Origin of the sequence: Mesorhizobium sp. LNJC391B00 (assembly GCF_000502535.1) — a bacterium.
Lineage (GTDB): Bacteria > Pseudomonadota > Alphaproteobacteria > Rhizobiales > Rhizobiaceae > Mesorhizobium.
Genome location: NZ_AYWI01000003.1, coordinates 444,436 through 464,357, shown reverse-complemented (window position 1 = coordinate 464,357; position 19,922 = coordinate 444,436). Strand labels below are relative to the sequence as shown.

General features: G+C 64.1%; 20 protein-coding genes and 2 pseudogenes. 14 read left to right on the top strand and 8 right to left on the bottom strand.

Annotated features, from left to right (window positions below):
• Positions 1-3: 3 nt before the first annotated feature.
• Positions 4-741, bottom strand: a complete 738-nt coding sequence (locus tag X750_RS1000000166805) for an insulinase family protein (protein WP_348524466.1) — start codon at positions 739-741, stop codon at positions 4-6.
• Positions 642-2,909 carry a M16 family metallopeptidase gene (locus X750_RS1000000167505; RefSeq protein WP_023747170.1) on the bottom strand — a complete coding sequence of 756 codons (2,268 nt, stop codon included), beginning with the start codon at positions 2,907-2,909 and terminating at the stop codon, positions 642-644. Before X750_RS1000000167505 ends, X750_RS1000000166805 begins: the two co-directional genes overlap by 100 nt.
• A 506-nt stretch (positions 2,910-3,415) precedes the next feature.
• Between X750_RS1000000167505 and X750_RS1000000167500 the strand changes: the two are divergent.
• Positions 3,416-4,134: pseudogene (locus X750_RS1000000167500) on the top strand (LuxR C-terminal-related transcriptional regulator).
• Positions 4,131-4,901, top strand: coding sequence for a helix-turn-helix transcriptional regulator (locus X750_RS154795; RefSeq protein ID WP_023747169.1), 771 nt, complete (start codon positions 4,131-4,133; stop codon positions 4,899-4,901). Before X750_RS1000000167500 ends, X750_RS154795 begins: the two are co-directional and overlap by 4 nt.
• Before the next feature lie 33 nt (positions 4,902-4,934).
• Here X750_RS154795 and X750_RS154800 read toward each other — a convergent pair whose 3' ends face one another.
• From X750_RS154800 to motA, 6 genes and pseudogenes are all read right to left on the bottom strand, one after another.
• Positions 4,935-5,372: a hypothetical protein gene (locus X750_RS154800; protein WP_023671756.1), complete on the bottom strand. Its 438-nt coding sequence runs from the start codon at positions 5,370-5,372 to the stop codon at positions 4,935-4,937.
• The gene (flhB, locus tag X750_RS154805) at positions 5,369-6,451 is read right to left on the bottom strand and encodes a flagellar biosynthesis protein FlhB (protein WP_023747168.1); all 1,083 of its coding nucleotides are present in this window, start codon (positions 6,449-6,451) and stop codon (positions 5,369-5,371) included. Before flhB ends, X750_RS154800 begins: the two co-directional genes overlap by 4 nt.
• A 13-nt stretch (positions 6,452-6,464) precedes the next feature.
• Positions 6,465-7,557, bottom strand: a pseudogene (locus tag X750_RS01000000162780) (flagellar motor switch protein FliG).
• 38 nt (positions 7,558-7,595) lie between these two features.
• Positions 7,596-7,985 (bottom strand): flagellar motor switch protein FliN, encoded by a 390-nt coding sequence (gene fliN, locus X750_RS154810; RefSeq protein WP_023683477.1) that lies wholly within the window; start codon positions 7,983-7,985, stop codon positions 7,596-7,598.
• A gap of 33 nt (positions 7,986-8,018) precedes the next feature.
• A complete protein-coding gene (locus tag X750_RS154815) occupies positions 8,019-8,951 on the bottom strand; it encodes a FliM/FliN family flagellar motor switch protein (RefSeq protein ID WP_023747165.1) in 933 nt (310 codons plus the stop codon).
• Positions 8,952-8,986: 35 nt separating this feature from the next.
• Entirely contained in the window at positions 8,987-9,862 is an 876-nt protein-coding gene (gene motA, locus X750_RS154820; RefSeq protein WP_023671751.1) for a flagellar motor stator protein MotA, read from the bottom strand.
• 144 nt (positions 9,863-10,006) lie between these two features.
• On the opposite strand from motA, the gene X750_RS154825 reads away from it, so the two are divergent.
• The 12 genes from X750_RS154825 to flgH all read left to right on the top strand — a co-directional run bounded on the left by X750_RS154825 (position 10,007) and on the right by flgH (position 19,908).
• Positions 10,007-11,818 (top strand): DUF1217 domain-containing protein, encoded by a 1,812-nt coding sequence (locus X750_RS154825; RefSeq protein ID WP_023747164.1) that lies wholly within the window; start codon positions 10,007-10,009, stop codon positions 11,816-11,818.
• A 7-nt stretch (positions 11,819-11,825) separates the two neighbouring features.
• Positions 11,826-12,551 carry a flagellar basal-body rod protein FlgF gene (flgF, locus tag X750_RS154830; protein WP_023671749.1) on the top strand — a complete coding sequence of 242 codons (726 nt, stop codon included), beginning with the start codon at positions 11,826-11,828 and terminating at the stop codon, positions 12,549-12,551.
• A 4-nt stretch (positions 12,552-12,555) separates the two neighbouring features.
• Complete coding sequence (fliI, locus tag X750_RS154835; protein ID WP_023686339.1) at positions 12,556-13,977, top strand: flagellar protein export ATPase FliI; 1,422 nt, start codon at positions 12,556-12,558, stop codon at positions 13,975-13,977.
• A complete protein-coding gene (locus tag X750_RS154840; RefSeq protein WP_031242748.1) occupies positions 13,964-14,830 on the top strand; it encodes a hypothetical protein in 867 nt (288 codons plus the stop codon). Before fliI ends, X750_RS154840 begins: the two co-directional genes overlap by 14 nt.
• A gap of 85 nt (positions 14,831-14,915) precedes the next feature.
• Positions 14,916-15,296 (top strand): flagellar basal body rod protein FlgB, encoded by a 381-nt coding sequence (flgB, locus tag X750_RS154845; RefSeq protein ID WP_023683310.1) that lies wholly within the window; start codon positions 14,916-14,918, stop codon positions 15,294-15,296.
• Positions 15,297-15,298: 2 nt separating this feature from the next.
• Complete coding sequence (gene flgC / locus X750_RS154850; protein WP_023683309.1) at positions 15,299-15,715, top strand: flagellar basal body rod protein FlgC; 417 nt, start codon at positions 15,299-15,301, stop codon at positions 15,713-15,715.
• Positions 15,715-16,050 (top strand): flagellar hook-basal body complex protein FliE, encoded by a 336-nt coding sequence (locus X750_RS154855; protein ID WP_023683308.1) that lies wholly within the window; start codon positions 15,715-15,717, stop codon positions 16,048-16,050. Before flgC ends, X750_RS154855 begins: the two co-directional genes overlap by 1 nt.
• Positions 16,051-16,061: 11 nt before the next feature.
• Positions 16,062-16,850, top strand: coding sequence for a flagellar basal-body rod protein FlgG (gene flgG, locus X750_RS154860; RefSeq protein WP_023673650.1), 789 nt, complete (start codon positions 16,062-16,064; stop codon positions 16,848-16,850).
• Positions 16,851-16,856: 6 nt separating this feature from the next.
• Positions 16,857-17,384 (top strand): flagellar basal body P-ring formation chaperone FlgA, encoded by a 528-nt coding sequence (flgA, locus tag X750_RS154865; protein ID WP_023714018.1) that lies wholly within the window; start codon positions 16,857-16,859, stop codon positions 17,382-17,384.
• On the top strand, positions 17,381-18,622 hold the full coding sequence (locus X750_RS154870) for a flagellar basal body P-ring protein FlgI (RefSeq protein WP_023683306.1): 1,242 nt from the start codon (positions 17,381-17,383) through the stop codon (positions 18,620-18,622). Before flgA ends, X750_RS154870 begins: the two co-directional genes overlap by 4 nt.
• A 3-nt stretch (positions 18,623-18,625) precedes the next feature.
• Complete coding sequence (locus X750_RS154875; RefSeq protein WP_023673653.1) at positions 18,626-19,207, top strand: MotE family protein; 582 nt, start codon at positions 18,626-18,628, stop codon at positions 19,205-19,207.
• On the top strand, positions 19,204-19,908 hold the full coding sequence (gene flgH, locus X750_RS154880) for a flagellar basal body L-ring protein FlgH (RefSeq protein ID WP_023686346.1): 705 nt from the start codon (positions 19,204-19,206) through the stop codon (positions 19,906-19,908). Before X750_RS154875 ends, flgH begins: the two co-directional genes overlap by 4 nt.
• Positions 19,909-19,922 lie beyond the last annotated feature (14 nt).

Here is a 19,922-nt window from a genome sequence, read left to right as displayed (position 1 = left end):
CGATCAGTCGGCGTGGATCTGCGCGCCGCAGTCCCTACCGCCTGTACAGGAATGCACCGCCCGTGTCGTGCCGCCATCGCCGACCCGCCATGGCGATGCGGAGAGCGGCGCCTGGCGATTGCCTCCGAGAAGATCGAGCGCCCGCATCGCCGTCTCTTCGCCGACCTCGTCACGCTTGACGATCTCGACGTCCTTGAGGCCGATCGCGGCAAGCTGCGGCATCACCACATCGGGGTCGCCCGCCACCACGATCAGCGACGGATCGAGCGACGCCAGGGCCAGCGCCTGTTTCTGAACCGCATCGAGCGTCAGCTTTGTGCGCGCCGCCATGCGGGTTTGCTGGTCCTCCAGCGTCGATCCGCTGCCGACCGCGCCAATCAGCGAGGAGAACAGACCAGCCGACGTCTCGGCCGATCCAGCCAGCGCCCGGCGATAGACGGTCACCGTGCGGTCGACCTCGTCCTGCGCTACCGGCAAGGTTGTCAGGCCGGCAAATCCTTTCAGGATTTCGGTAATCGCCGGCCCGGTGTTGGCGCGCTCGACGGTGGTTGCCACGACCAATCCCGAGCCGGCCTTCATCGGGCTCATCAGATAGCTCGACACGCCATAGGAGTAGCCCTTCTCCTCGCGGATCACCGAATTCAGCCGGCTGGAGAAATCGGCGCCAAGCAGGTTGGAGACCGCGGTCGATTCGGCGCGCTCGCTCTCGTCGGTGCCGGGCGCCGGCCGCGCCACGAACAGCGCCGACTGGCTGGCGCCGGGTTCGGGCACCAGCAGCACTTTCTGTCCCCCGTTGAAATGCGCCGCCGGCGACGGCTCGACGGCACGCCGGCGGTGTCGCTTGTCCACGCGCCAAATGCTTTTTCAAGGCTGGCGGCGACGGTCGCGACCGGCATCGGGCCGACGCTGTAGAAGGTCACCGCCTTCGGCGTGAACTCCGCCTTGAATGCGTCCCTCGCCTCGTCGAGCGAGATCGAGGCCAGCGCCTTTGCCGACCAGTCCACCGCTGCCTTGCCCGGCACCTGCGGGATCAGCGTCGCCTTTGCCATGCGGCCGGCAACGCCGGGCAGATCCGCCTCGCGGCCGTTTAGCCAGTCGACTGTCTGCGCCATCAGCACCGTCCATTCGGTCTTGTCGAAACGAGGCTTCAGCACCGCGTCGGCGAGCAGGCCAATACCCTGGTCGAGCTTTTCCGGCGGCACGCCGAGCGTCATCATCGTGGTCAGCGTTCCGGCCTGGTGGCCGACGCCGGCGCCGATGTCGCTGGCCGCCTTGGCGAAATCAGCCGAGCCGCGATCGGCGGCCCCGCGTGTCGCCATGCTTGCTGCAAGCTCCAGCAATCCCTCCTTGCCTTCCGGCACGCTGTTCCAGCCGCCGGCGGCACTGGCCGCGACATAGACCATCGGCGCTTCCGGCATTGTGTAGTGGACGAGTTTGATGCCATTCGAGAGCGTCGCCGTTTCCATGGCGGGCAGTGTTGCCGAAGGCGCTTGCCCGGCCGCATGCTTCGGAATGTCGATCGCCGCTCGCTCCGGCGCGGTGAACGGCTGCGGTGTGCCGGACGAGCCGATCAGTGCATCGGGATAGCCGCCGCGCGGTCCGGGCTTCAGCACCAGCACGCTGGCGTCTTCCGGTTTCAACAGCCGCTTCATCGTGGCCTCGACATCCGCCACGCTGGCGTCCTTCACCCGCGGGTCGTCGACCAGCGCGCTCTGCGCATCGCCGAGCACGTCGGCATTGTAGGAGACGACGCCGGCGCGATCCTTCAGTGCTTCGCTGCCGAGCCGCGCTGCCTGCAAGATGCCCGTGCGCGCACGCTCGACATCGACCGGATCGAGCGGGGTCTTCAGGAAATCCGCGAACGCCGTTTTCATCGCGCTTTCCAGCGCTTCCGGCGCCACACCTTCGGCGGCACCCGCCTCGAAGGTAAAGCGGCCACCGAGCAGACCGCCGGTCCAGCTCGCGCTGGCATAGGTGGCAATGCCCAACTGCGAAACCAGCCGGTTGCGCAAAAATCCATATTCGCCGTTGCCGAGCAGTTCGGCGGCAATGCTGAGCGCACCATTGTCGGGCGACTGCGCCACCGGGCCACTGAAGCCGACCACGACGATGGGGCTTGGTACACGATCCTCGAGCACCAGCTTGAGCCGGGCCTGCGTCGGTGCCGGCACGGCGGGCCGCGCCACATCGGCGCCGCGCGCCACGCGGCCGAACGTGTCGGCAATCAGCGCCTTGGTGTCGTCGATCTCCAAGTCGCCGACCAGCACCAGCACCGCATTGTTGGGCAGATAGTAGCTGTTGAAGAAACCCCTGACATCGTCGAGCGTCGCCGCATCGAGATCGGCGACCGAGCCGATGACCATGCGGCTATAGGGATGCGGCTTCGGGAACAGCCCGGACCAGAAAGCTTCCCAGCCGGATGCGCCGGCCTTGTCGAGCACGTTCTGGCGCATCTCGTTCTTGACCACCGAGCGCTGCAGATCGAGCTTGGCCTGAGTCACCGAACGGCCGAGATTGGCCATGCGGTCGGCCTCCAGCGACAGGATCATCGGCAGTGACGACGACAGCCCGTCGACGTAATAAACGGTGCCGTCTTCGGTGGTCCAGGCATTGATCTCGTTGCCGAGCGCGGCGTGCGCGCCGAACACGTTCGGCCAGGCCGGCGTGCCGGAAAACATCAGATGTTCGAACAGATGCGCAAAGCCCGAGCGTCCCGCGGGTTCATTCATCGACCCGACGCGGTAGCGCAGGTTCATCACCACCTTCGGCACGCGATGGTCGGGCACCAGCACCACCTGCAGCCCGTTGTCGAGCGCATAGGTAACGGTCGGCTCAGCCTTGGCGGGCGCTTCCATACCGGCAAGAACCGCAAGCACCACCGTGAACGCCAGGAAAACCTGCTTCATCATGACCCCCGATGCTGATGGCCGCGAGCAAGCGCCGCCAAATCCGCCGTATGACCGAAGGGATGCCCACCCCTGCCGGCTGCCGAGACCCTATCGGAATCGATCGGCCCTCGATACGCAGTATCGCAACACCCTCTGGCTTTTTCGTGTCGGCGTTTCAGGCCTTTTGCGGCGGAAAAGGCCGCGGAAGCCGCCCCTGAGTCGCTTGAGTCCAATAATATTGATTTTGTCAAATCGCGTTTGATGTCGGATTCATCTGCGGGTAGATTAGACCCGAATCAGCCGGTCCTTGGGGGGCGCGGCGACCACCCAAAGTCTCAAGTTCCGGCAAATGACCGGCACCAGACGCGGACGGCTTCGCGTTCCCTGAATGGATTCGGCGATCAGCGCGACCGCCGCGCCGTGTGAGTGCTTCGTAAACGTGATGCGTCTTCAAGTTCGGCCGCTGCTAGCCCCAGCGTCCGGGCTCAAGAAAAGACTCCGGCCATGACATACAACCAAAGCATCCAATGAGCAGTTCCGCCGCGCTTCTCCAATCCGATACGTTAGGCTCGCGCCTTGAATCGCGCGGCGATCTCACCTCCTTTTTCATGCAGCTTGCCGCCGAGATCGGCGCCGACAGCTACATGCTCGTCGCCATCGTCCACGACCAAGATCGCAACGACGCCCGCATCGTCTCATCCAACTGGATCTTCGACGCCATCGAACTGATCGGCAAGCGGCTGATCGCCGGCCTTGCCCAGGGACCGCTGACCGTTGCACCTGGCATCCGCCCGAGGCCACTGGTCGCCGCCGCGGCGCCCGACGCCGGCGGACTGCTCACCGGCGAAGAGGCGCGCCTGCTCGACGTGCTTGGCCATGCCGAAGTCTATTCACTGCGGCTCAATGTCGGTCGCCAGCGGCTGTTTGCGCTTTTCTCGGCGGCCGAGGCCGGCAGTATCGACCAGCCGGCGCTGATGAAGGCTCAGTTGAAGTGCTGCTACGCGCTGTCCGCTATCCCGCAATTGATCGCCGCCGCCGCCATGCAGGACCCGCTGTCCGACCGTGAGCGCGAATGCCTGTTCTGGGTGTCTGAAGGCAAGNAGGCAAGACCACCGATGAGGTCGCGGTGATCCTCGGGGTCTCGTCCAACACCGTCAACAGCTACATCACCCACGCCATCCAGAAATTCGCGGCCTCGAACCGCGCGATGGCCATCGCCACGGCGATCAGGAGCGGCATCATTTGAAACACGCTGACATCAAGGCGGCGGCCGAAGCCCTTTTCAACGAGCAGCGCAATCCGTTCGGCGCCTTCTCCATCGGTTCCGAGACGCACCATGCCGTTACCATCCCGGACGCGGTGCGCCGCTGCCGCTGGATCGCCGTCGACATCAACGCGTCGGCCTTCGGCCTCTACTTCGTCAGCCCCTCGCCGGAACGGGCGCGCCTGGTGCCGAGCTTCGATTCCGACTATCCCGCCACCGCGGTGACAACCAAGTTCATCGCCGGCGCCAATGGCGAGGAGATGGTGCACCACAGCGGCGCCTCGACAGCGCCGCGCTGGTGGGCGGACGACGGCATCGCCGGCTCGGACGCCGTCTTCCAGAACCTCGCCTGGGCGGAGCGGACGGCGCCGCTGGCGCCGGGCACCAACGGCATTGCCTTTCCCGTCCATGCCGATCGGGGCCATTGCGGGCTGGTGGTGTTCCTCGGCTCGACGATCGCTTTGCCGGAGGACACGCTCTACGAAATCCACGCCCGCTGTTTTTCGCTGTTCGCCGCCGTCGCCCGAATTCGTCCGAACGATGCCGGCCGGATGCGGTCGATCTCCAAGCGTGAACTGGAGTGCCTGAAGCTGACCGCCAACGGCAACACCAGCGAAGAGATCGCCAGGCTGCTGAAGCTGTCGGTCCACACCGCCAACCAGTATCTCACCCAGTCGACGCAGAAGCTTAACGCGGTCAACCGCAACCAGGCGGTGGCCAAGGCGCTGCGGCTGGGGCTGATCGAGTAGTCAGCGTCCAGCGATTCGGCTTGCGAAAGAAAATCAGCGATAGGCGAGCGGCTCGGTCCGGCGAATGCGCGCCTCTTCGATCACCGTCTCCAGCAAGGCGGTGTTGTGCTCGGGGTCTTCGCCGGGCTTCTCGAACGACACATAGTTGACCGCGACCGAAGACCTCTCCTCGCTCAGCGTCAGCTGGAAATAGACGGTGACGCCCGGCGGCCGAAGCTCGAGATCGAGCACGATGCGCGGGCTGCCGCTCCAGTCGACATGTGCCTCTCCGCCATGGCCGAGCCTGAGCGTGCCAGGCAGGAAGAACAGCTCCACCGCCGAATCCACCAGATCCGACAGGCAAGCGAAATGCTCGAGCCGGATGAAAGCGATGTAGTCGGCGACATCGATCAGCCGCAACTCGTCGACCACCTGCTCGATGGCCTTGGCGACAATGAGTTCGCGGGATTTTGCGTGCGGTTGGCGGTTCATGAAATTTGTCTCCGCTCAGCCTTTTTGGAGTAGACGATCCGCACCAGTTCGGCGACGGCCTGGTAGAATTGCGACGGGATCACGCTATCAACCGAAACTTGCTTGTACATGGAGCGGGCGAGCGCCACGTCCTCGAAGATCGGGATGTTGTGCTCCTTGGCGATCTCGCGAATCTTGAGCGCAACCAGGTCCTGGCCCTTGGCCAGCACCAGGGGTGCTGAATCCTCGTCGCGGACATATCTGAGCGCGATGGAAAAGTGCGTCGGATTGGCAATGATCAGCGTCGCGCGCGGCACCGCCGTCATCATCCGCTTGCGCGCCCGGTCGCGCGCCAGCGAGCGCAGCCGGGACTTGATGATCGGGTCGCCCTCGGACTGTTTGAACTCGTCCTTGACCTCCTGCTTGGTCATCCGCAGATCCTGCTTCCAATGGAAGCGCGACCAGACGACGTCGACCGCCGCGATCAGCCCCATGACGAAGACGATCGCCACCAATATGTCGACGGTGATGCTTTTGATGACGAGGCCGAAAGCGACGGGGTTGGTGATCATGCCGGCCAGGAGCTGGCGGTAGTCCTGCGACAGCGTGAAGTAGAGCACGATACTGGCGAAGCCGAGCTTGCCCAGCGATTTCAGGAATTCTACCCAGCCCTGAATACCGAACATCCTGGTCCAGCCCTTGGCTATCGAGATGCGCGACAGTTGCGGCCGGATCCGCTCGCCGACGACTTGCGGCATGTTCTGCAGCACCGAGGCGCCGATGCCGGCCACCACCAGCAGGACCAGCAGGCTGACGGCGGCGTTGCCTATTTCCATCATCACGGTCTTGTAGAGCGCGATGACGTCGGTCTCGGTGTCCATCGGCCACGCCTCGGGCTTTTCCAGGAACATCGACAGGAACATGCCGAGATTGACGACCGCGTCCTTGGCGTAGAAGACGGTGAACACCAGTATGGCGATGAAGGACGCCAGAAGTGCGGCCTCCCTGGAATGGGGCAGCTTGCCCTGTTCGATGGTGTCGCGGATCTTCTTTTCGGTCGCGTCTTCGGTTTTGGAGTCTTTGTCCGCCGCTTCAGCCATTCAGCTCTCGGCGTTAAGCCGCTTCGCTCTGCTGCGACGAGGGCAGTTCGAAAGCCCCCTCGCGCGAAAGCCGGATTGTCGCCACCGCGATGTTCTTGCGCGCCGTCATGATATCGGCAAGCTGAATGCCTTCCGAGCCCTGTCCGAGCTCGGACTCGATCATGCGCCGCGACCGTGCGCCGATCGCCGAGAGCGCCGATACCGTCAATGCGGGTGGTGCACCGCGCAGCGCCAGCGTAATCAGTTCGGTCGACAGCCCGTCGAACAGAAGCACCCGCGCCTTCTGCGTCAAAAGCGNCGCGCAGCGCCAGCGTAATCAGTTCGGTCGACAGCCCGTCGAACAGAAGCACCCGCGCCTTCTGCGTCAAAAGCGGCAGATCGTCGAAGGCAAACAACCTGGAGCGGACACCGCCGAGGTCCGGCGTGCCGGCCTCTTCCAGATCCTGCATGACCTCTTCCAGCTGCGGCTTGTCCATTTCGTTGAGCACACTGGCGACGCGCGCCTGTCCGGCCGAGATATCCTTGGTCGCTGTCTGCGCCAGCACGCTGGCGCGCAGCTGGTTCTCGATGATCCTGGTCGCCGCGTCCGGAATGGTCGCCATCGTCACCATGCGCTTGATGATCTCGCTGCGCATCGGCTTTTCCATGGTCAGCAAAATGTTGGCGGCGGCCTGCGGCGCAAGCTTCGACAGCACCATGGCCGCGGTCTGTGGATGCTCGGTGGCAAGGAACGCGCCCAGACGCGTCGGTTCGAGCTTTTCCAGCTGCGGCCAGATCGGCGGTGGTCCTTCCGGCGCAACCTCGAAGCGCTTGTCGCCCATGATGGCGCTCATCTCTTCGGGCGACAGCGATTCATTGAGGATCGTGTCCATCCGGTCGGCGGAATCGAGCAGGCCCGCGCCTTCGGTGAACTCGGCCTCGAATTCGGCGACGATGCGTTCAAGATCGCTTTGCGGAATGGTGCGCAGCAGCCGCGCCCCTTCGATCAGTGCCTTCAGTTCTTCCTGCTTGAAGAATTTCAGCAGCCGGCTGGCCGAAGGTTTGCCCATCGCCACCAGGATGGCGGCGGCCTTTTGCGGGCGCGTGAGCGTCACCGGCGTCGTCATGGCATCCGCTCCTGCTGAGACCGCATGTCATTCATTGCTCAAGCGCCCTTGGTCGCCGCGATAATTTCGGTCAGCCTGATGCCGAAGCGCGACGGATCGCTTTCCAGCACGGTGATCTCGCCGCGCGCGATCTTGCGGCCGTTGACCACGACATCGACCGGTTCGCCGATGCGCCGGTTGAGCGCCACCGTCGAGCCCTTCTGCAGCGCCATCAGGTCCGACACCGGCATTTCCGTACTGCCGAGGATGATCTGCACATCGACCGGGATGCTCATGATGATGTTGGAATTGGCGCCGGACGTGGCAGCCCGCAAGGCGGCGTCGGGCCGCTTTTCCTCCTCCTGGAGGACACCGCGCAATTCCTCGATGGCGCGGTCGAGCTGTTCGTCCGGCTGGTCGATATTGGCTTCCACCTTGGTCTTGGCCATCAGTCGTCTCCAAATGCTTGGGCTTGCCCGGCGTCAGCCCGGCATGAGCCCATCGATAAAATCCTGACCGGCATCGTAAGGATGCCTGATCCGGACGGTGTAGTTCTGCCCGAGTTTACCGAACTCGCAGACAAACAGCGTCTTGTCGCGCGCGCTCAGCTTGGCCTGCGACTGCGCGGTTGCCTCGAACTCGATGATCTGGCCCGGCTCGAAGCCGGCGAGGTCGCCGAGCGTCAGGCGTGCCAACGGCATGGTCGCTTCGAGCGTCACCGTCGAGCGCATCACCTCTTCGGAAAAACGTGCCCGCCAGTCGGAGGTCGTGCCTTCGCTGTCGTGGACATCGGCGATACCGCGTGTGGCCAGCAGGATGCGCTGCGGGATCATCACCGTGACCGTTCCGCTGTCGGTCGGCGTCGAGATGCCGAAGACGATGCGCACCGCCGCGCCATCGCGCAGCACGCGGCGCTTGGCTTCGCTGCCCGAAAGTGCCCGCGGCACCGGCAGCCGCAGCTCGAGCGAGCGCCGGCCTGATCCGTTCAACGCCTGCGCAACTTCCTGGAAGACCGTGGTCGCGACATCGGTCTCGATCTGCGACAGAGCGCGCTCGATCGGCGAAACCGGCTGATCCGGATCGCCGCCGAACAGCGCGCACACCATCACGGCGATGGCCGGCGCATCAGCCACCAGCGTCATCGCATCCGAAGACGTCGGCGATGCTATGATGGCCATGGCAAAGGCATCGCCGGCATTCGTGCGGGCATCGGGAACACGGCTGATCTCGACCGTGCGCAGGTCGACGGTGACCGGTGCACCGAGCTCGCCGGCCAGGCTCTTCTGCAGCAGCGGCAGTGCGCGCTCCCCCATCGAGCGCCCGGTGCCGATGACGTGAGCGGCCTCACCGCTTTCACCGACCAGACGCTCGATGATCAGCGAGCGGGCTTGCGAGGGGCTGCCAGGACTTGTCATGACGGCGTGCGGTCCTGTCTGTCTTCATGCATGGCTCAAGCCGCTTTCTTCTCGGCGGAAGCTGTGTTCATCGTGCTTTGCTCGACGGCATCGATCGTCGGCCGCTCATAGGACGAGATGGTCTTGCGGCCGAACTCGATCGCCACCTGCGGCAGAGCGCCGTTCATATAGGCAAGCAGCGTCTGCTTGACGATGATATAGAGGCGATTCTTCTTCTCGCGCACCGTCTTGATCTTGGTGGCAACCGGTCCGACCACCGCATAAGACAGGAAGATGCCGAGGAAGGTTCCGACAAGGGCGGCGCCGATCAGGCCGCCGAGGATTTCGGGCGACTGGTCGAGCGCGCCCATCGCCTTGACCACGCCGAGCACGGCGGCGACGATGCCGAGCGCAGGCAGACCGTCGCCCACCGCCACCAGCGCATGGTAGGCCTTCATCTTGTCGGACTTGATGGTCTGGATTTCCTCGTCCATCAGCGCCTCGATCTCATGCGAGCGGGCATTGCCGATGATGATGATGCGGCAGTAGTCGCAGATGAAATTCGTCAGGTCGTGGTTCTTCAGCACGGTCGGGAACGCCTGGAAGATCGCCGACTCCTCCGGATTGTCGATGTGCGCCTCGACCTCGCTGCGCGACTTCGAGCGCAGTTCGCGCATCAGGCTGTGCAGCACGCCCAGCGTCTCCAGATAGTCGCGTTCTTTCGGTACCGCCTGCTTGAACGCTTCGAGGATACCCCTGCCGGTGTCCTTGACCGTCTTCATCGGGTTGGCGACGAGAAAGGTGCCAAGTGCGGCGCCACAGATGACCACCGCTTCCCAAGGCTGCATCAGCACATGCAGATGGCCGCCCATGGCCATGAAGCCGCCGAGAACACAGCCGAGCGTCACCACAAGTCCGATCAGAATGCCCACGCCAGATCCTTCCGCATCACGTCAGGCCTAACCGATAGCCCCCGTGCCTTGTGTGAGGCTTGAATCATGCAAGGTGAGGCGATTCAGCCTCGCGCAAGCAAGTCCGCATACTCTTGCTTTTGAAGCTGCGACCGGAGGCATGTCGTGTTGAGCACTTTTACCAGCTACCAGCTCATCGCCAGGGACATCCCCAAGGCGATCGACCGCATCGAGGCGGAGCCGATCACCAAGCGCGACACCGACTACTATCTCGCCAACATCGGCAGCGTGAAATCGATCGACGATTTCGTAAAGAACGACCGGCTGTTCAAATATGCCATGAAGGCCTTCGGTCTCGGCGACATGGCTTACGCCAAGGCCTTCATGGTCAAAGCCCTGAAGGAAGGGGTGTCGGATTCCGACAGCTTCGCCAACAAACTGAGCGACAAGCGTTATGCCGAGTTCGTGTCGGCCTTCAATTTCGCCGCCCTGGGCCCTAATGCCACGAGCTACAATTCGGCGCAGCAGGGCGTGACCAACAATTATGGTCTCCAGGTCTCGGTCGGCCCTTCGCAGAACGGCTTCACCTATTACAAGGGCGAAACCTCGTACTACCTGAGCAACATTTCCAACGTAAAATCGATCGACGACCTGATGGGCAACGATCGCCTGCTCACCTATGCGATGGCCGCGTTCGGCCTGGACGCCGACGCCGAGCCGGCTGCGACCGTGCGGGCCATGCTGGAAGGCGGCGTCACCGACCCGAACAGCCCCGCAAACACGTCGACAAACAAGGGCTATGCGGCTTTCGTCGCGGCTTTCGACTTTGCCCAATATGGCGACCAGGCTACGGCGCGCGACGCCGTCCAGCAGGCGGTGCCGAAGGCTGTGATCGGCGGAACCGGACTGTTGCTCGTCAAGCCGACCGCGCAATACATCAAGGGCGAGGCCGACTACTACGCAGCCAACATCTCCAAGGTGAAGTCCATCGAAGACCTGCTGAAGGACAAGCGCCTGCTGACCTTCGCCATGGCTGCCTATGGGCTTGATGCATCGACCCAGACGACGAAGCAGATCCGCACCATGGTCAATGGCGGCGTCACCGATCCGTTGAGTCCCGCCAACCTGTTGACCGACAAGAGCTACGCCAACTTCGTCAGCGCCTTTGATTTTGCCCAGTATGGCGATCAGACGACCACGCGCGACGCGGTGCTGAAGACCACGCCGAAGCTCTACACGACCGAGTCCAGTCTTGGCCTCATCAAGCCGAATGCGGACGCCGTCCAGGCCGAGACCAGCTACTACCTCGCCAACATCACCAAGGTGAAATCGGTCGACGACCTGATGGCCGACAGCCGCCTTTATAACTATGCTCTGTCCGCAAGCAGGCTCGATCCGGCGACCACCAACAAGGATCTCGTCCGTGATGTCCTTGAGGGCGGTGTCCGCGATCCCGCCAGTGTCGCCAACAAGCTCTCCAACAAGGCCTATGCCAGGCTCGCCACCTCGTTGAATTTCGAGGCCTACGGTGAAGCGGCAACGACCCGCAGCCCGTCGCAGCAGCCGGTGGTCGACAAATACATGCGCCAGACCCTGGAAGAAGACGCCGGCAAGACCAATGAGGGCGTGCGGTTGGCGCTCTATTTCGAGCGCAAGGCCTCGACCATCACCAACTGGTACGACGTGCTGGCCGACACGGCCCTGGCCAGCGTGGTACGCACCGCCATCGGCCTGCCCGATTCCTTCGCTGCCGCAGATATCGACAAGCAGGCGCAGGCCTTCGAGGCAAAGCTCGACCTCACCGATTTCACCGACCCGGCCAAGCTCGAGAAATTCCTCACCCGCTTCACCAGCCTTTGGGAAATCAATCATCCGACCTCGACCGCCCAGACATCGATCGGTGTGCTGTTTGCGCAGCCGACCACCGTCGGCATCTCGACCGATCTGATGATGGCCATGCAGAAACTGAGATTCTGAGAACACCATGCAGGACAGCCTTTACGTCGCCCTTTCCTCGCAGATCGCGCTTGAGCGCCGTCTCGACACCATCGCCGATAATGTCGCCAACGCCTCGACCATCGGCTTTCGCGCCACCGGCGTGAAGTTCGAGGATGTCGTCTCCGGCAGCGGCCCCAAATCGGTGTCCTTCGCCTCCTCCGGCAAGACCTATTTGTCCGGCGCGCATGGCGCGATGACGCAGACCGGCAACCCGTTCGACTTCGCCGTCCAGGGCGATGCCTGGTTCGGCATCGACACCCCGGCCGGCACCGTGATGACGCGCGACGGACGCTTTTCGATGAACGAGAACGGCGAGTTGATGTCGCTCGAAGGCCATCCGGTGCTCGACGCCGGCGGTGCGCCGATCCAGCTCGACCCGCGCGACGGCCCACCCAAGGCGGGCGCCGACGGCTCGCTGCGCCAGGGCGACAAGCTCGTCGGCGCCATCGGCCTGTTCAATTTCGATCCCGGCCCGAATTTCGTCCGCTACGGCAATTCTGGCATCGTGCCCGCGCGTGCGCCGGAGCCGGTCACCGACCGTTCCGATCTCGGCGTCGCGCAGGGCTATGTCGAGGAATCCAACGTCAATCCGGTGCTGGAGATGACGCGCCTGATCATGGTCCAGCGCGCCTTCGAGAACACGGCGGCGCTGATGCGCCAGACCGATGCCTCGACCGACGACGCCATCAAGACGCTCGGCTCCAAGTCGTAGCAGCATGTCGAGCAGCAAATCATCGATACGCGCGCTTGAACGGCAACCGGAGACAGCACCGGAAAACCGGCTGGCTGCGCTGGAGCGGATCTGGCGCCGCTTCGATGACACCGAGACGTTGCTGCGGCGCGGCGGCCGTGTTTCGGAGGTTTCGCCAACGCATTACAAGGTGCGCGGCCTGTCTGAAGTCGCCAGGCTTGGCGACCTCGTCGAACAGCGCGGCAATGCCGGCACGCGCCGCGGCGAGATCGTCAGGATCGGCCGCGACGAAGTCGTCATCGCCCCTTTCGAACGCAGCGCCGACGCCGGCATCGGCGACGCCGTGTTTCGCCGCGGCCCGCTGACGGTAACGCCGCATGCTTCGTGGCGTGGGCGCGCCATCGACGCGCTGACCCGCGTCATCGACGGCGGCCCGCCGCTGATCAGGATCGGCGAGGCTGCGAGCGGCGACGGCACAACGCCCGGCGCCATGGCGCGGCAGCGCGTCGGCACCGCCTTCACGACCGGGGTCAAGGTCATCGACATCTTCACGCCGCTCTGCCTCGGCCAGCGCCTCGGCGTCTTTGCCGGTTCCGGCGTCGGCAAGTCGACGCTGCTCGCCATGCTGGCCGGCGCCGACGCCTTCGACACCGTGGTCGTGGCGCTGATCGGCGAGCGCGGCCGCGAGGTACGCGAATTCCTCGAAGACACGATCGGCGCAGAGAGCATGGCCAAGACGGTCGCCGTCGTCGCCACCAGTGACGAGAGCGCCATGATGCGCCGGCGCGCGCCGGATACCGCCATGCGCGTTGCCGAACATTTTCGCGACCAGGGCCATCGCGTGCTGCTGGTGCTGGATTCGATTACCCGCTTTGCCCATGCGCTGCGCGAGGTAGCGACCGGCACCGGCGAGCCGCCGGTCGCCCGCGGCTATCCCGCTTCGGTTTTCACCGATCTGCCCAAGCTGCTCGAACGCGCTGGCCCGGGCGCTGAAGGCCCCGGTGTCAAAGGACAGGGATCAATCACTGCCATCATCTCGGTGCTGGTCGACGGCGACGACCACAACGACCCGGTCGCCGATTCGGTACGCGGCATCCTCGACGGCCATGTCGTGCTCGACCGCGCCATTGCCGAACAGGGCCGCTACCCCCCGGTCAATCCGCTGTCGTCGATCTCGCGCCTCGCCGACAAGGCATGGAGCCCCGAGCAACGCATGCTGGTGACCAGGCTGAAATCGATGATCTCGCGCTTCGAGGACACGCGCGACATCCGCCTGCTCGGCGCCTATCAGGGCGGCGCCGATGCCGAGCTCGATATTGCCGTGCGCCAGGTGCCGCTGATCTACGAGGCGCTGACGCAGTCGCCCAGGGATCGCGCCTCGAGCGACGCATTCTCCGACCTCGCCCGTCATCTGAAAGGCAAGCAAAGTGTCGATGCAGGAGACTGAGCTTCAGTACACCGAGCGGCTTTTGCGCGAGATGATCGCACAGGCCAGTGCCGCCGAGGAAGCCCGGGCCAACGAAGCGAGAGCTGTCAGGGCAAAGGCCGATCTCGACAAGGCCACCAAGGCTGAGGCCATTCTGGCCAGGGCCGCCAGGCCATTCTTGCCCAGGGTAGTCAGCGTAGTCGAGTCCACTGTGCCTCGCTTGGCCGAGCCTGCCTTGCCCAGCGTCGTCAAGCCTGCATTGCCAAGGACCTCTCGCGCCGGCCCCAAAGAAGCGATCGAGACCAGTCGTGACTCGCTTCTTGACGGGCTGTTCCCGGTCACCGAATGGCCGCAGCCGCCAAGGCCGCAATATCCCAGGCTCGACAAGAAATCCGACCGCCGCAGCGATATCGTCTTTGCCGCGCTCGGCATCACGCTCGGCCTGATCTGCGCGCTGTTTCCCTGGTATATCTTCTTCAATCAGGACCAGTTCGGCGTGCAGGCGATCAAGTTCGGCGGCAGCGGCACCAATGCAGGGCGGGTCAGCGGCGGTTCGCAGATGGAAAACAGCGGTCAGCCGCTGACGGCAAACGATGTTCCCGATGTCGACCTGTTCGCCACCGGCACGCTGCAGGATCCCGAGGATAGGACCCAGCCTTCCGGCGTCGACGAGCAGCCCTTCCCGGCGGATCCCAAATTTCGCATGGTTCATGTCGCCAATGGCCGCGCCATGATCGAGGACGATGCCGGCCTGTGGATCGTCCAGCGCGGCTCGAAGCTGCCCGACTCCAGCGTCGTCTCGTCGATCGAGCAACGGGGCGGCAAGTGGGTCATGGTCACCAGCACCGACCAGGTGATCGAACTCTCCAAATAGCGGCACACCGGATTCACCCCCGAGCCGCGCAAGGTCCGCGCAAGACTGGCAGCCTAGTCTTGTTCGTACCAGCCCGGAGATCCCCATGGAGCCCGTCAATCTTTTCGATCTCGCCGCCAAACAGTCGCAATGGCTGTCGGTGCGCCAGTCTGCCATTGCCGGCAACATCGCCAACGTCAACACGCCCGGCTACACCGCCGGCGATGTCGAGCCGTTCGAGAAGGTGCTCGACCGCACGGCAGTGTCGCTGACCGCCACCCAGGCAGGCCACCTCGGCACTGCCGCCACCAATGCCGGCTTCACGGTCAAGCCAGAAGAGACGACCGGCGCCATCATGCCCTCGAAGAACACGGTGGTGGTCGAGAACGAACTGATGAAGGCCGGCGAGGTCCGCCGCTCCTTCGAGCTCAACACCGCGATCGTCAAGGCCTTCCATTCGATGATGATGATGGCGGTGAAGAGCTGACAATGGACCCCTTGACCTCAGCCCTCAAGATCGCCGCGTCCGGCCTCAGCGCCCAGTCGGACCGCTTGCGCGTCGTCTCGGAAAATCTCGCCAACGCGCAGTCGACCGGCAACACCCCGGGCGCTGACCCCTATCGCCGCAAGACCATCAGTTTCGTCTCGGAACTCGACCGTGCCTCGGGTGGCACGACAGTTGAGGTCAACTCCATCGACCGCGACCCCAGCGACTTTCCCGTCGAATTCCAGCCCGGCAACGAGGCCGCCGACGACAAGGGCTACGTCAAGATGCCCAATGTCAACGTGCTGGTCGAGATGGCCGACATGAGCGAGGCCAACCGCTCCTACGAAGCCAACCTTCAGGTCATCAAGCAGGCGCGTGATCTGATCTCCATGACCATCGACCTGATGAGGAACCAGTAATGATCAGCGGCATTGGCGGTATCGGATCGCTTCCCCTCAAGCCGGAGATCGGTGGCGCCGATACCACGACCGACCTGTTCCAGGGCACCAGGGCGCCGATGGCCGGCAGCGAAATCGGCGCCACCTTCGCCGAAGCGCTGAGCCAAGCTACTTCAAAGACCGTCAACACCTTGCAGAACGCCGAGCAGGTCTCGATCCAGGCGCTCAAGGGCCACGCCGATACCCGTCAGGTCGTCGACGCCGTCATGAGCGCCCAGCAGGCCCTGCAGACCACGATCGCCATCCGCGACAAGGTCGTCTCCGCCTATCTCGAAATCAGCCGTATGGGCATCTGAGGAGACTTGCCGTGAAAGCACTCGCCATCGCAGCGACCGGCATGAATGCCCAGCAGACCAATCTGGAAGTGATCGCCAACAACATCGCCAACATCAACACCACCGGCTACAAGCGCGCGCGCGCCGAATTCTCCGACCTGCTCTACCAGGTCGACCGCACACAGGGCGTGCCCAACCGCTCCAATTCATCGCTTGTGCCGGAAGGCGTGTCGATTGGCCTTGGCGTCAAGACGACGGCGGTGCGCAACGTCCATACCCAGGGCGAACTGACCTCGACCGGCAACAGTTTCGACATGGCGCTGACCGGCCGAGGCTGGTTCCAGATCGAGGGCGGCGACGGCGGCACGCTCTACAGCCGCGCCGGCGCCTTCAACACCAACGCCACCGGCCAGCTGGTGACCGTCGACGGCGCCAATGTCATCCCGGCCATCACCGTGCCGACCGATGCCATCGAAGTTGTCGTCAACAAGACCGGCCAGGTCTTTGCCCGCATCGACGGCCAGACCGACCTCCAGCTGCTGGGCCAGCTGCAGCTCGCCAACTTCGCCAATGAAGCAGGCCTCGCGCCGCTCGGCGACAATCTGTTCCAGGAGACGCCGGCCTCCGGCCCGGCCAATGTCGGCGTGCCCGGCGATCCCGGCTTCGCCTCGGTCGAGCAGGGTTATCTCGAGGCCTCCAACGTCGATCCGGTCAAGGAAATCACCGAGCTGATCTCGGCGCAGCGCGCCTATGAGATGAACTCCAAGGTCATCCAGGCCGCCGACGACATGGCCTCCGTCGTGTCCAAGAACATCAGGTAAGATTTGATGGTCTCTCCGGCCTTCCGCTCCGCGCTTTGCCGCACCGCGCTGATCCTGGCGCTGGTGGCCGGCGGTGTGCCGGCGTTTGCCCAGGAGAGCGCAGACCAGCAGACCACCACTCAGGTCGCGAGCAGTCAGGCAACGGGCGAGATCGTTCTGATCCCCAACCGGGTCATTTATCCCGGCGAGATGATCGACACCGGCGTGCTGAAACCGGTGACGCTGCTCCCCGGCAAGCACAGGCCAGATGCGGTCGCCACGCGGGCCATGGAACTCCAGGGCAAGGTCGCCAAGCGCACGCTGCTGCCCGGCCGCTATATCCCGGTCGCCGCCATCCGCGACGCCTGGCTGGTCGAACAGGGCGCCGACGTGCAGGTCTATTTCATCGCCGGCGACCTCACCATTTCGGCCACGGCGGTGTCGCTGCAGCCGGGTGCCGCCGGCGATTTGATAAAGGTCCGCAACACAGACAGCGGCAAGATCTTTTCCGGCACGGTGATGGCTGACGGCACCATCCGGGTCAGCGCGTCATGAGACGCGGAGCTGCCCTTCTGCTCGCGACCGTTGTCGGCCTGCAGCCGGCGCTGGCCGACGGTCTTACGCCGAAGCAAAAGCGCGATCTTGCCGGCCAGAATGGCGGCGCCTTTGTCGATCCCGAATACGATCCGGCCACCACCAACCGCATGTTCAGGGTCTCCAACGGCCCAAGCTCTCTGCCACCCGGCCAGGTCGCATCGCGCATCAAGGACATTGCGCAGCTGCAGGCTTCGCGCGACAACCAGCTCGTCGGCTACGGCCTCGTCATCGGCCTCGCCGGATCGGGCGACAGCCTGCGCAATTCGCCCTTCACCGAACAGTCGATCCGCGCCATGCTCGAAAATCTCGGCATCGCCACCGAAGGTGGCAGCGCGCGGGCCAAGAACGTCGCCGCCGTCATCGTCACCGCCAACATGCCGCCTTACGTGCAGTCGGGCGCCCGCATCGACATCGACGTCTCCTCCATGGGCGACGCCACATCGCTTGCCGGCGGCACGCTGATAATGACGCCACTGAAGGCGGCCGATGGCGAGATCTATGCTGTCGGGCAAGGCTCGGTCATCGTTTCCGGCTTCACTGCCCAAGGCGATGCCGAAAAGCTGACGCAGGGCGTGCCGACGGCCGGCCGCGTGCCCAACGGCGCCATCGTCGAGCGCACGGTGCGCGCCGAATTCGAGGACCAGGCGCTGCTCACCTTGCAATTGCGCAACCCCGATTTCTCCACTGCCGTTCGCATCGCCGACGCCATCAACGGCTACACCTCGCAACGCTTCGGCATGCGCGTGGCGGCGGAGCGCGATGCACGTACCGTGCAGATCAGGCGGCCGAAGAATGTTTCGGCGGCGCGCTTCTACGCCGAGATCGAGAATTTGGTGGTCGAGACCGACACGCCGGCACGCGTCGTCATCGACGAACGCACCGGCACCATCGTCATCGGCAACGAGGTCAAGATCTCGCGGGTGGCGATCAGCCACGGCACGCTCACCGTGCGCATCACCGAACAGCCGAAGATCGTCCAGCCGGAACCGTTCTCCAAGGGCGTGACAGCGGAGGAACCCTTCACCACCATCGATGCCACGCGGCCTGACGCCCGCGTCAATGTGCTCGACGGACCGAACCTCGAAACGCTGGTGTCGGGCCTCAACCGTCTCGGCGTCAAGCCGGACGGCATCATTGCCATTTTGCAAGGCATCAAGTCGGCCGGCGCTTTGCAGGCCGATCTGGTTCTCCAATAGGCCATGCCGATGATCGATTTCTTTTCCCAAAAGCAGCACCGCCGAAGCGCAGCCTTGGCAGCTTGCGTCATCGCCGCCACCGTCCTTGCCGGCGGCACTGTTCGCGCGGAAGAAGCGGTGCGGCAGGTTCTTCCTGGCGGGCAACAGCCGGCGGCAGTGCAGCAGCTGGTCCGCGAGAAGGTGCCCGATGAAAGCGAGATCCAGCGCTTCTGCTCCAACATCGCCGACGCCGCCCGCGACCGCCGTTACGCGCTGCAGGCCGAAGAGTTGAAGCAGTTGCAGGCTGGCATCGACCAGCGCATGAAGGCGCTGGACGACAAGCGCGCCGAATACGAGCAATGGCTGAAGCGGCGTGAAGTTTTCCTGGCCCGCGCCGAGGATGGCGTCGTCAAGATCTATGCCGGCATGAAACCGGATGCCGCGGCCGAGCGCCTGGCCATGGTCAACACCGATCTCGCCGCCGCCATCCTGATGAAACTCGATTCGCGCAAGGCCGGCGTCATTCTCAACGAAATGGACCAGAAGGCGGCAGCCACGCTCACCGGCATTATGGCCAGCGCGGCGCGAAGGGTAGACCCGTCATGAAGTCGCATATACTAGCCCTGGTCGCCACCGCTTCACTTGCCGGCTGCGCCTCCGACCCCAGGGAGATCGGCAGGGAGCCGGCGCTGTCGCCGGTTGGCGCCGGCATTACCGGCAGCGTCAATGCGCCCTACTCCTATCCCGAAACGCCACCCGCGCCAGTGAAGAAATTCTCGCTGTGGGATGATCGCCAGAGCCGGTTGTTCACCGACCCACGCGCGCTGCGCGATGGCGACATCCTCACCGTCAGGATCAAGCTCAACGACAAGGCCAACTTCAAGAACCAGAACGACCGCAGCCGCACCGCCGGGCGCAAGCTCGGCTATGACGTCAACCTCGGATGGGAAGGTGCCACCACCAGCGGCAAGGGCGACGCGGGGCTGAGCTCCACCACCGAAACCAATGCGGACGGCGAAATCAAGCGCTCGGAGAACCTCGAGCTCAACGTCGCCGCCGTCGTCACCGAAGTCCTGCCCAACGGCAATCTGATGATCCGGGGCTCACAGGAGGTGCGCGTCAATTACGAGCTCAGGGTGCTGACCATCGCCGGCATGGTGCGTCCATCCGATATCGGCGCTGAAAACACCATCTCTTATGAACGCATCGCCGAGGCGCGCATCTCCTATGGCGGCCGCGGCCGCGTCAGCGAAATCCAGCAGCCCGCTTACGGTCAGCAGATCCTCGACCAAGTCCTCCCCTTTTAGGACTGGAGAACGGC

Excerpts from the sequence above, each read along its gene's own strand:
- X750_RS1000000167505 (WP_023747170.1), bottom strand. The coding sequence starts at position 2,909 with ATGATGAAGCAGGTTTTCCTGGCGTTCACGGTGGTGCTTGCGGTTCTT.
- X750_RS154800 (WP_023671756.1), bottom strand. The coding sequence starts at position 5,372 with ATGAACCGCCAACCGCACGCAAAATCCCGCGAACTCATTGTCGCCAAG.
- flhB (WP_023747168.1), bottom strand. The coding sequence starts at position 6,451 with ATGGCTGAAGCGGCGGACAAAGACTCCAAAACCGAAGACGCGACCGAA.
- fliN (WP_023683477.1), bottom strand. The coding sequence starts at position 7,985 with ATGGCCAAGACCAAGGTGGAAGCCAATATCGACCAGCCGGACGAACAG.
- X750_RS154815 (WP_023747165.1), bottom strand. The coding sequence starts at position 8,951 with ATGACAAGTCCTGGCAGCCCCTCGCAAGCCCGCTCGCTGATCATCGAG.
- flgF (WP_023671749.1), top strand. The coding sequence starts at position 11,826 with ATGCAGGACAGCCTTTACGTCGCCCTTTCCTCGCAGATCGCGCTTGAG.
- fliI (WP_023686339.1), top strand. The coding sequence starts at position 12,556 with ATGTCGAGCAGCAAATCATCGATACGCGCGCTTGAACGGCAACCGGAG.
- X750_RS154840 (WP_031242748.1), top strand. The coding sequence starts at position 13,964 with ATGCAGGAGACTGAGCTTCAGTACACCGAGCGGCTTTTGCGCGAGATG.
- flgB (WP_023683310.1), top strand. The coding sequence starts at position 14,916 with ATGGAGCCCGTCAATCTTTTCGATCTCGCCGCCAAACAGTCGCAATGG.
- flgC (WP_023683309.1), top strand. The coding sequence starts at position 15,299 with ATGGACCCCTTGACCTCAGCCCTCAAGATCGCCGCGTCCGGCCTCAGC.
- X750_RS154855 (WP_023683308.1), top strand. The coding sequence starts at position 15,715 with ATGATCAGCGGCATTGGCGGTATCGGATCGCTTCCCCTCAAGCCGGAG.
- flgA (WP_023714018.1), top strand. The coding sequence starts at position 16,857 with ATGGTCTCTCCGGCCTTCCGCTCCGCGCTTTGCCGCACCGCGCTGATC.
- X750_RS154870 (WP_023683306.1), top strand. The coding sequence starts at position 17,381 with ATGAGACGCGGAGCTGCCCTTCTGCTCGCGACCGTTGTCGGCCTGCAG.
- X750_RS154875 (WP_023673653.1), top strand. The coding sequence starts at position 18,626 with ATGCCGATGATCGATTTCTTTTCCCAAAAGCAGCACCGCCGAAGCGCA.
- flgH (WP_023686346.1), top strand. The coding sequence starts at position 19,204 with ATGAAGTCGCATATACTAGCCCTGGTCGCCACCGCTTCACTTGCCGGC.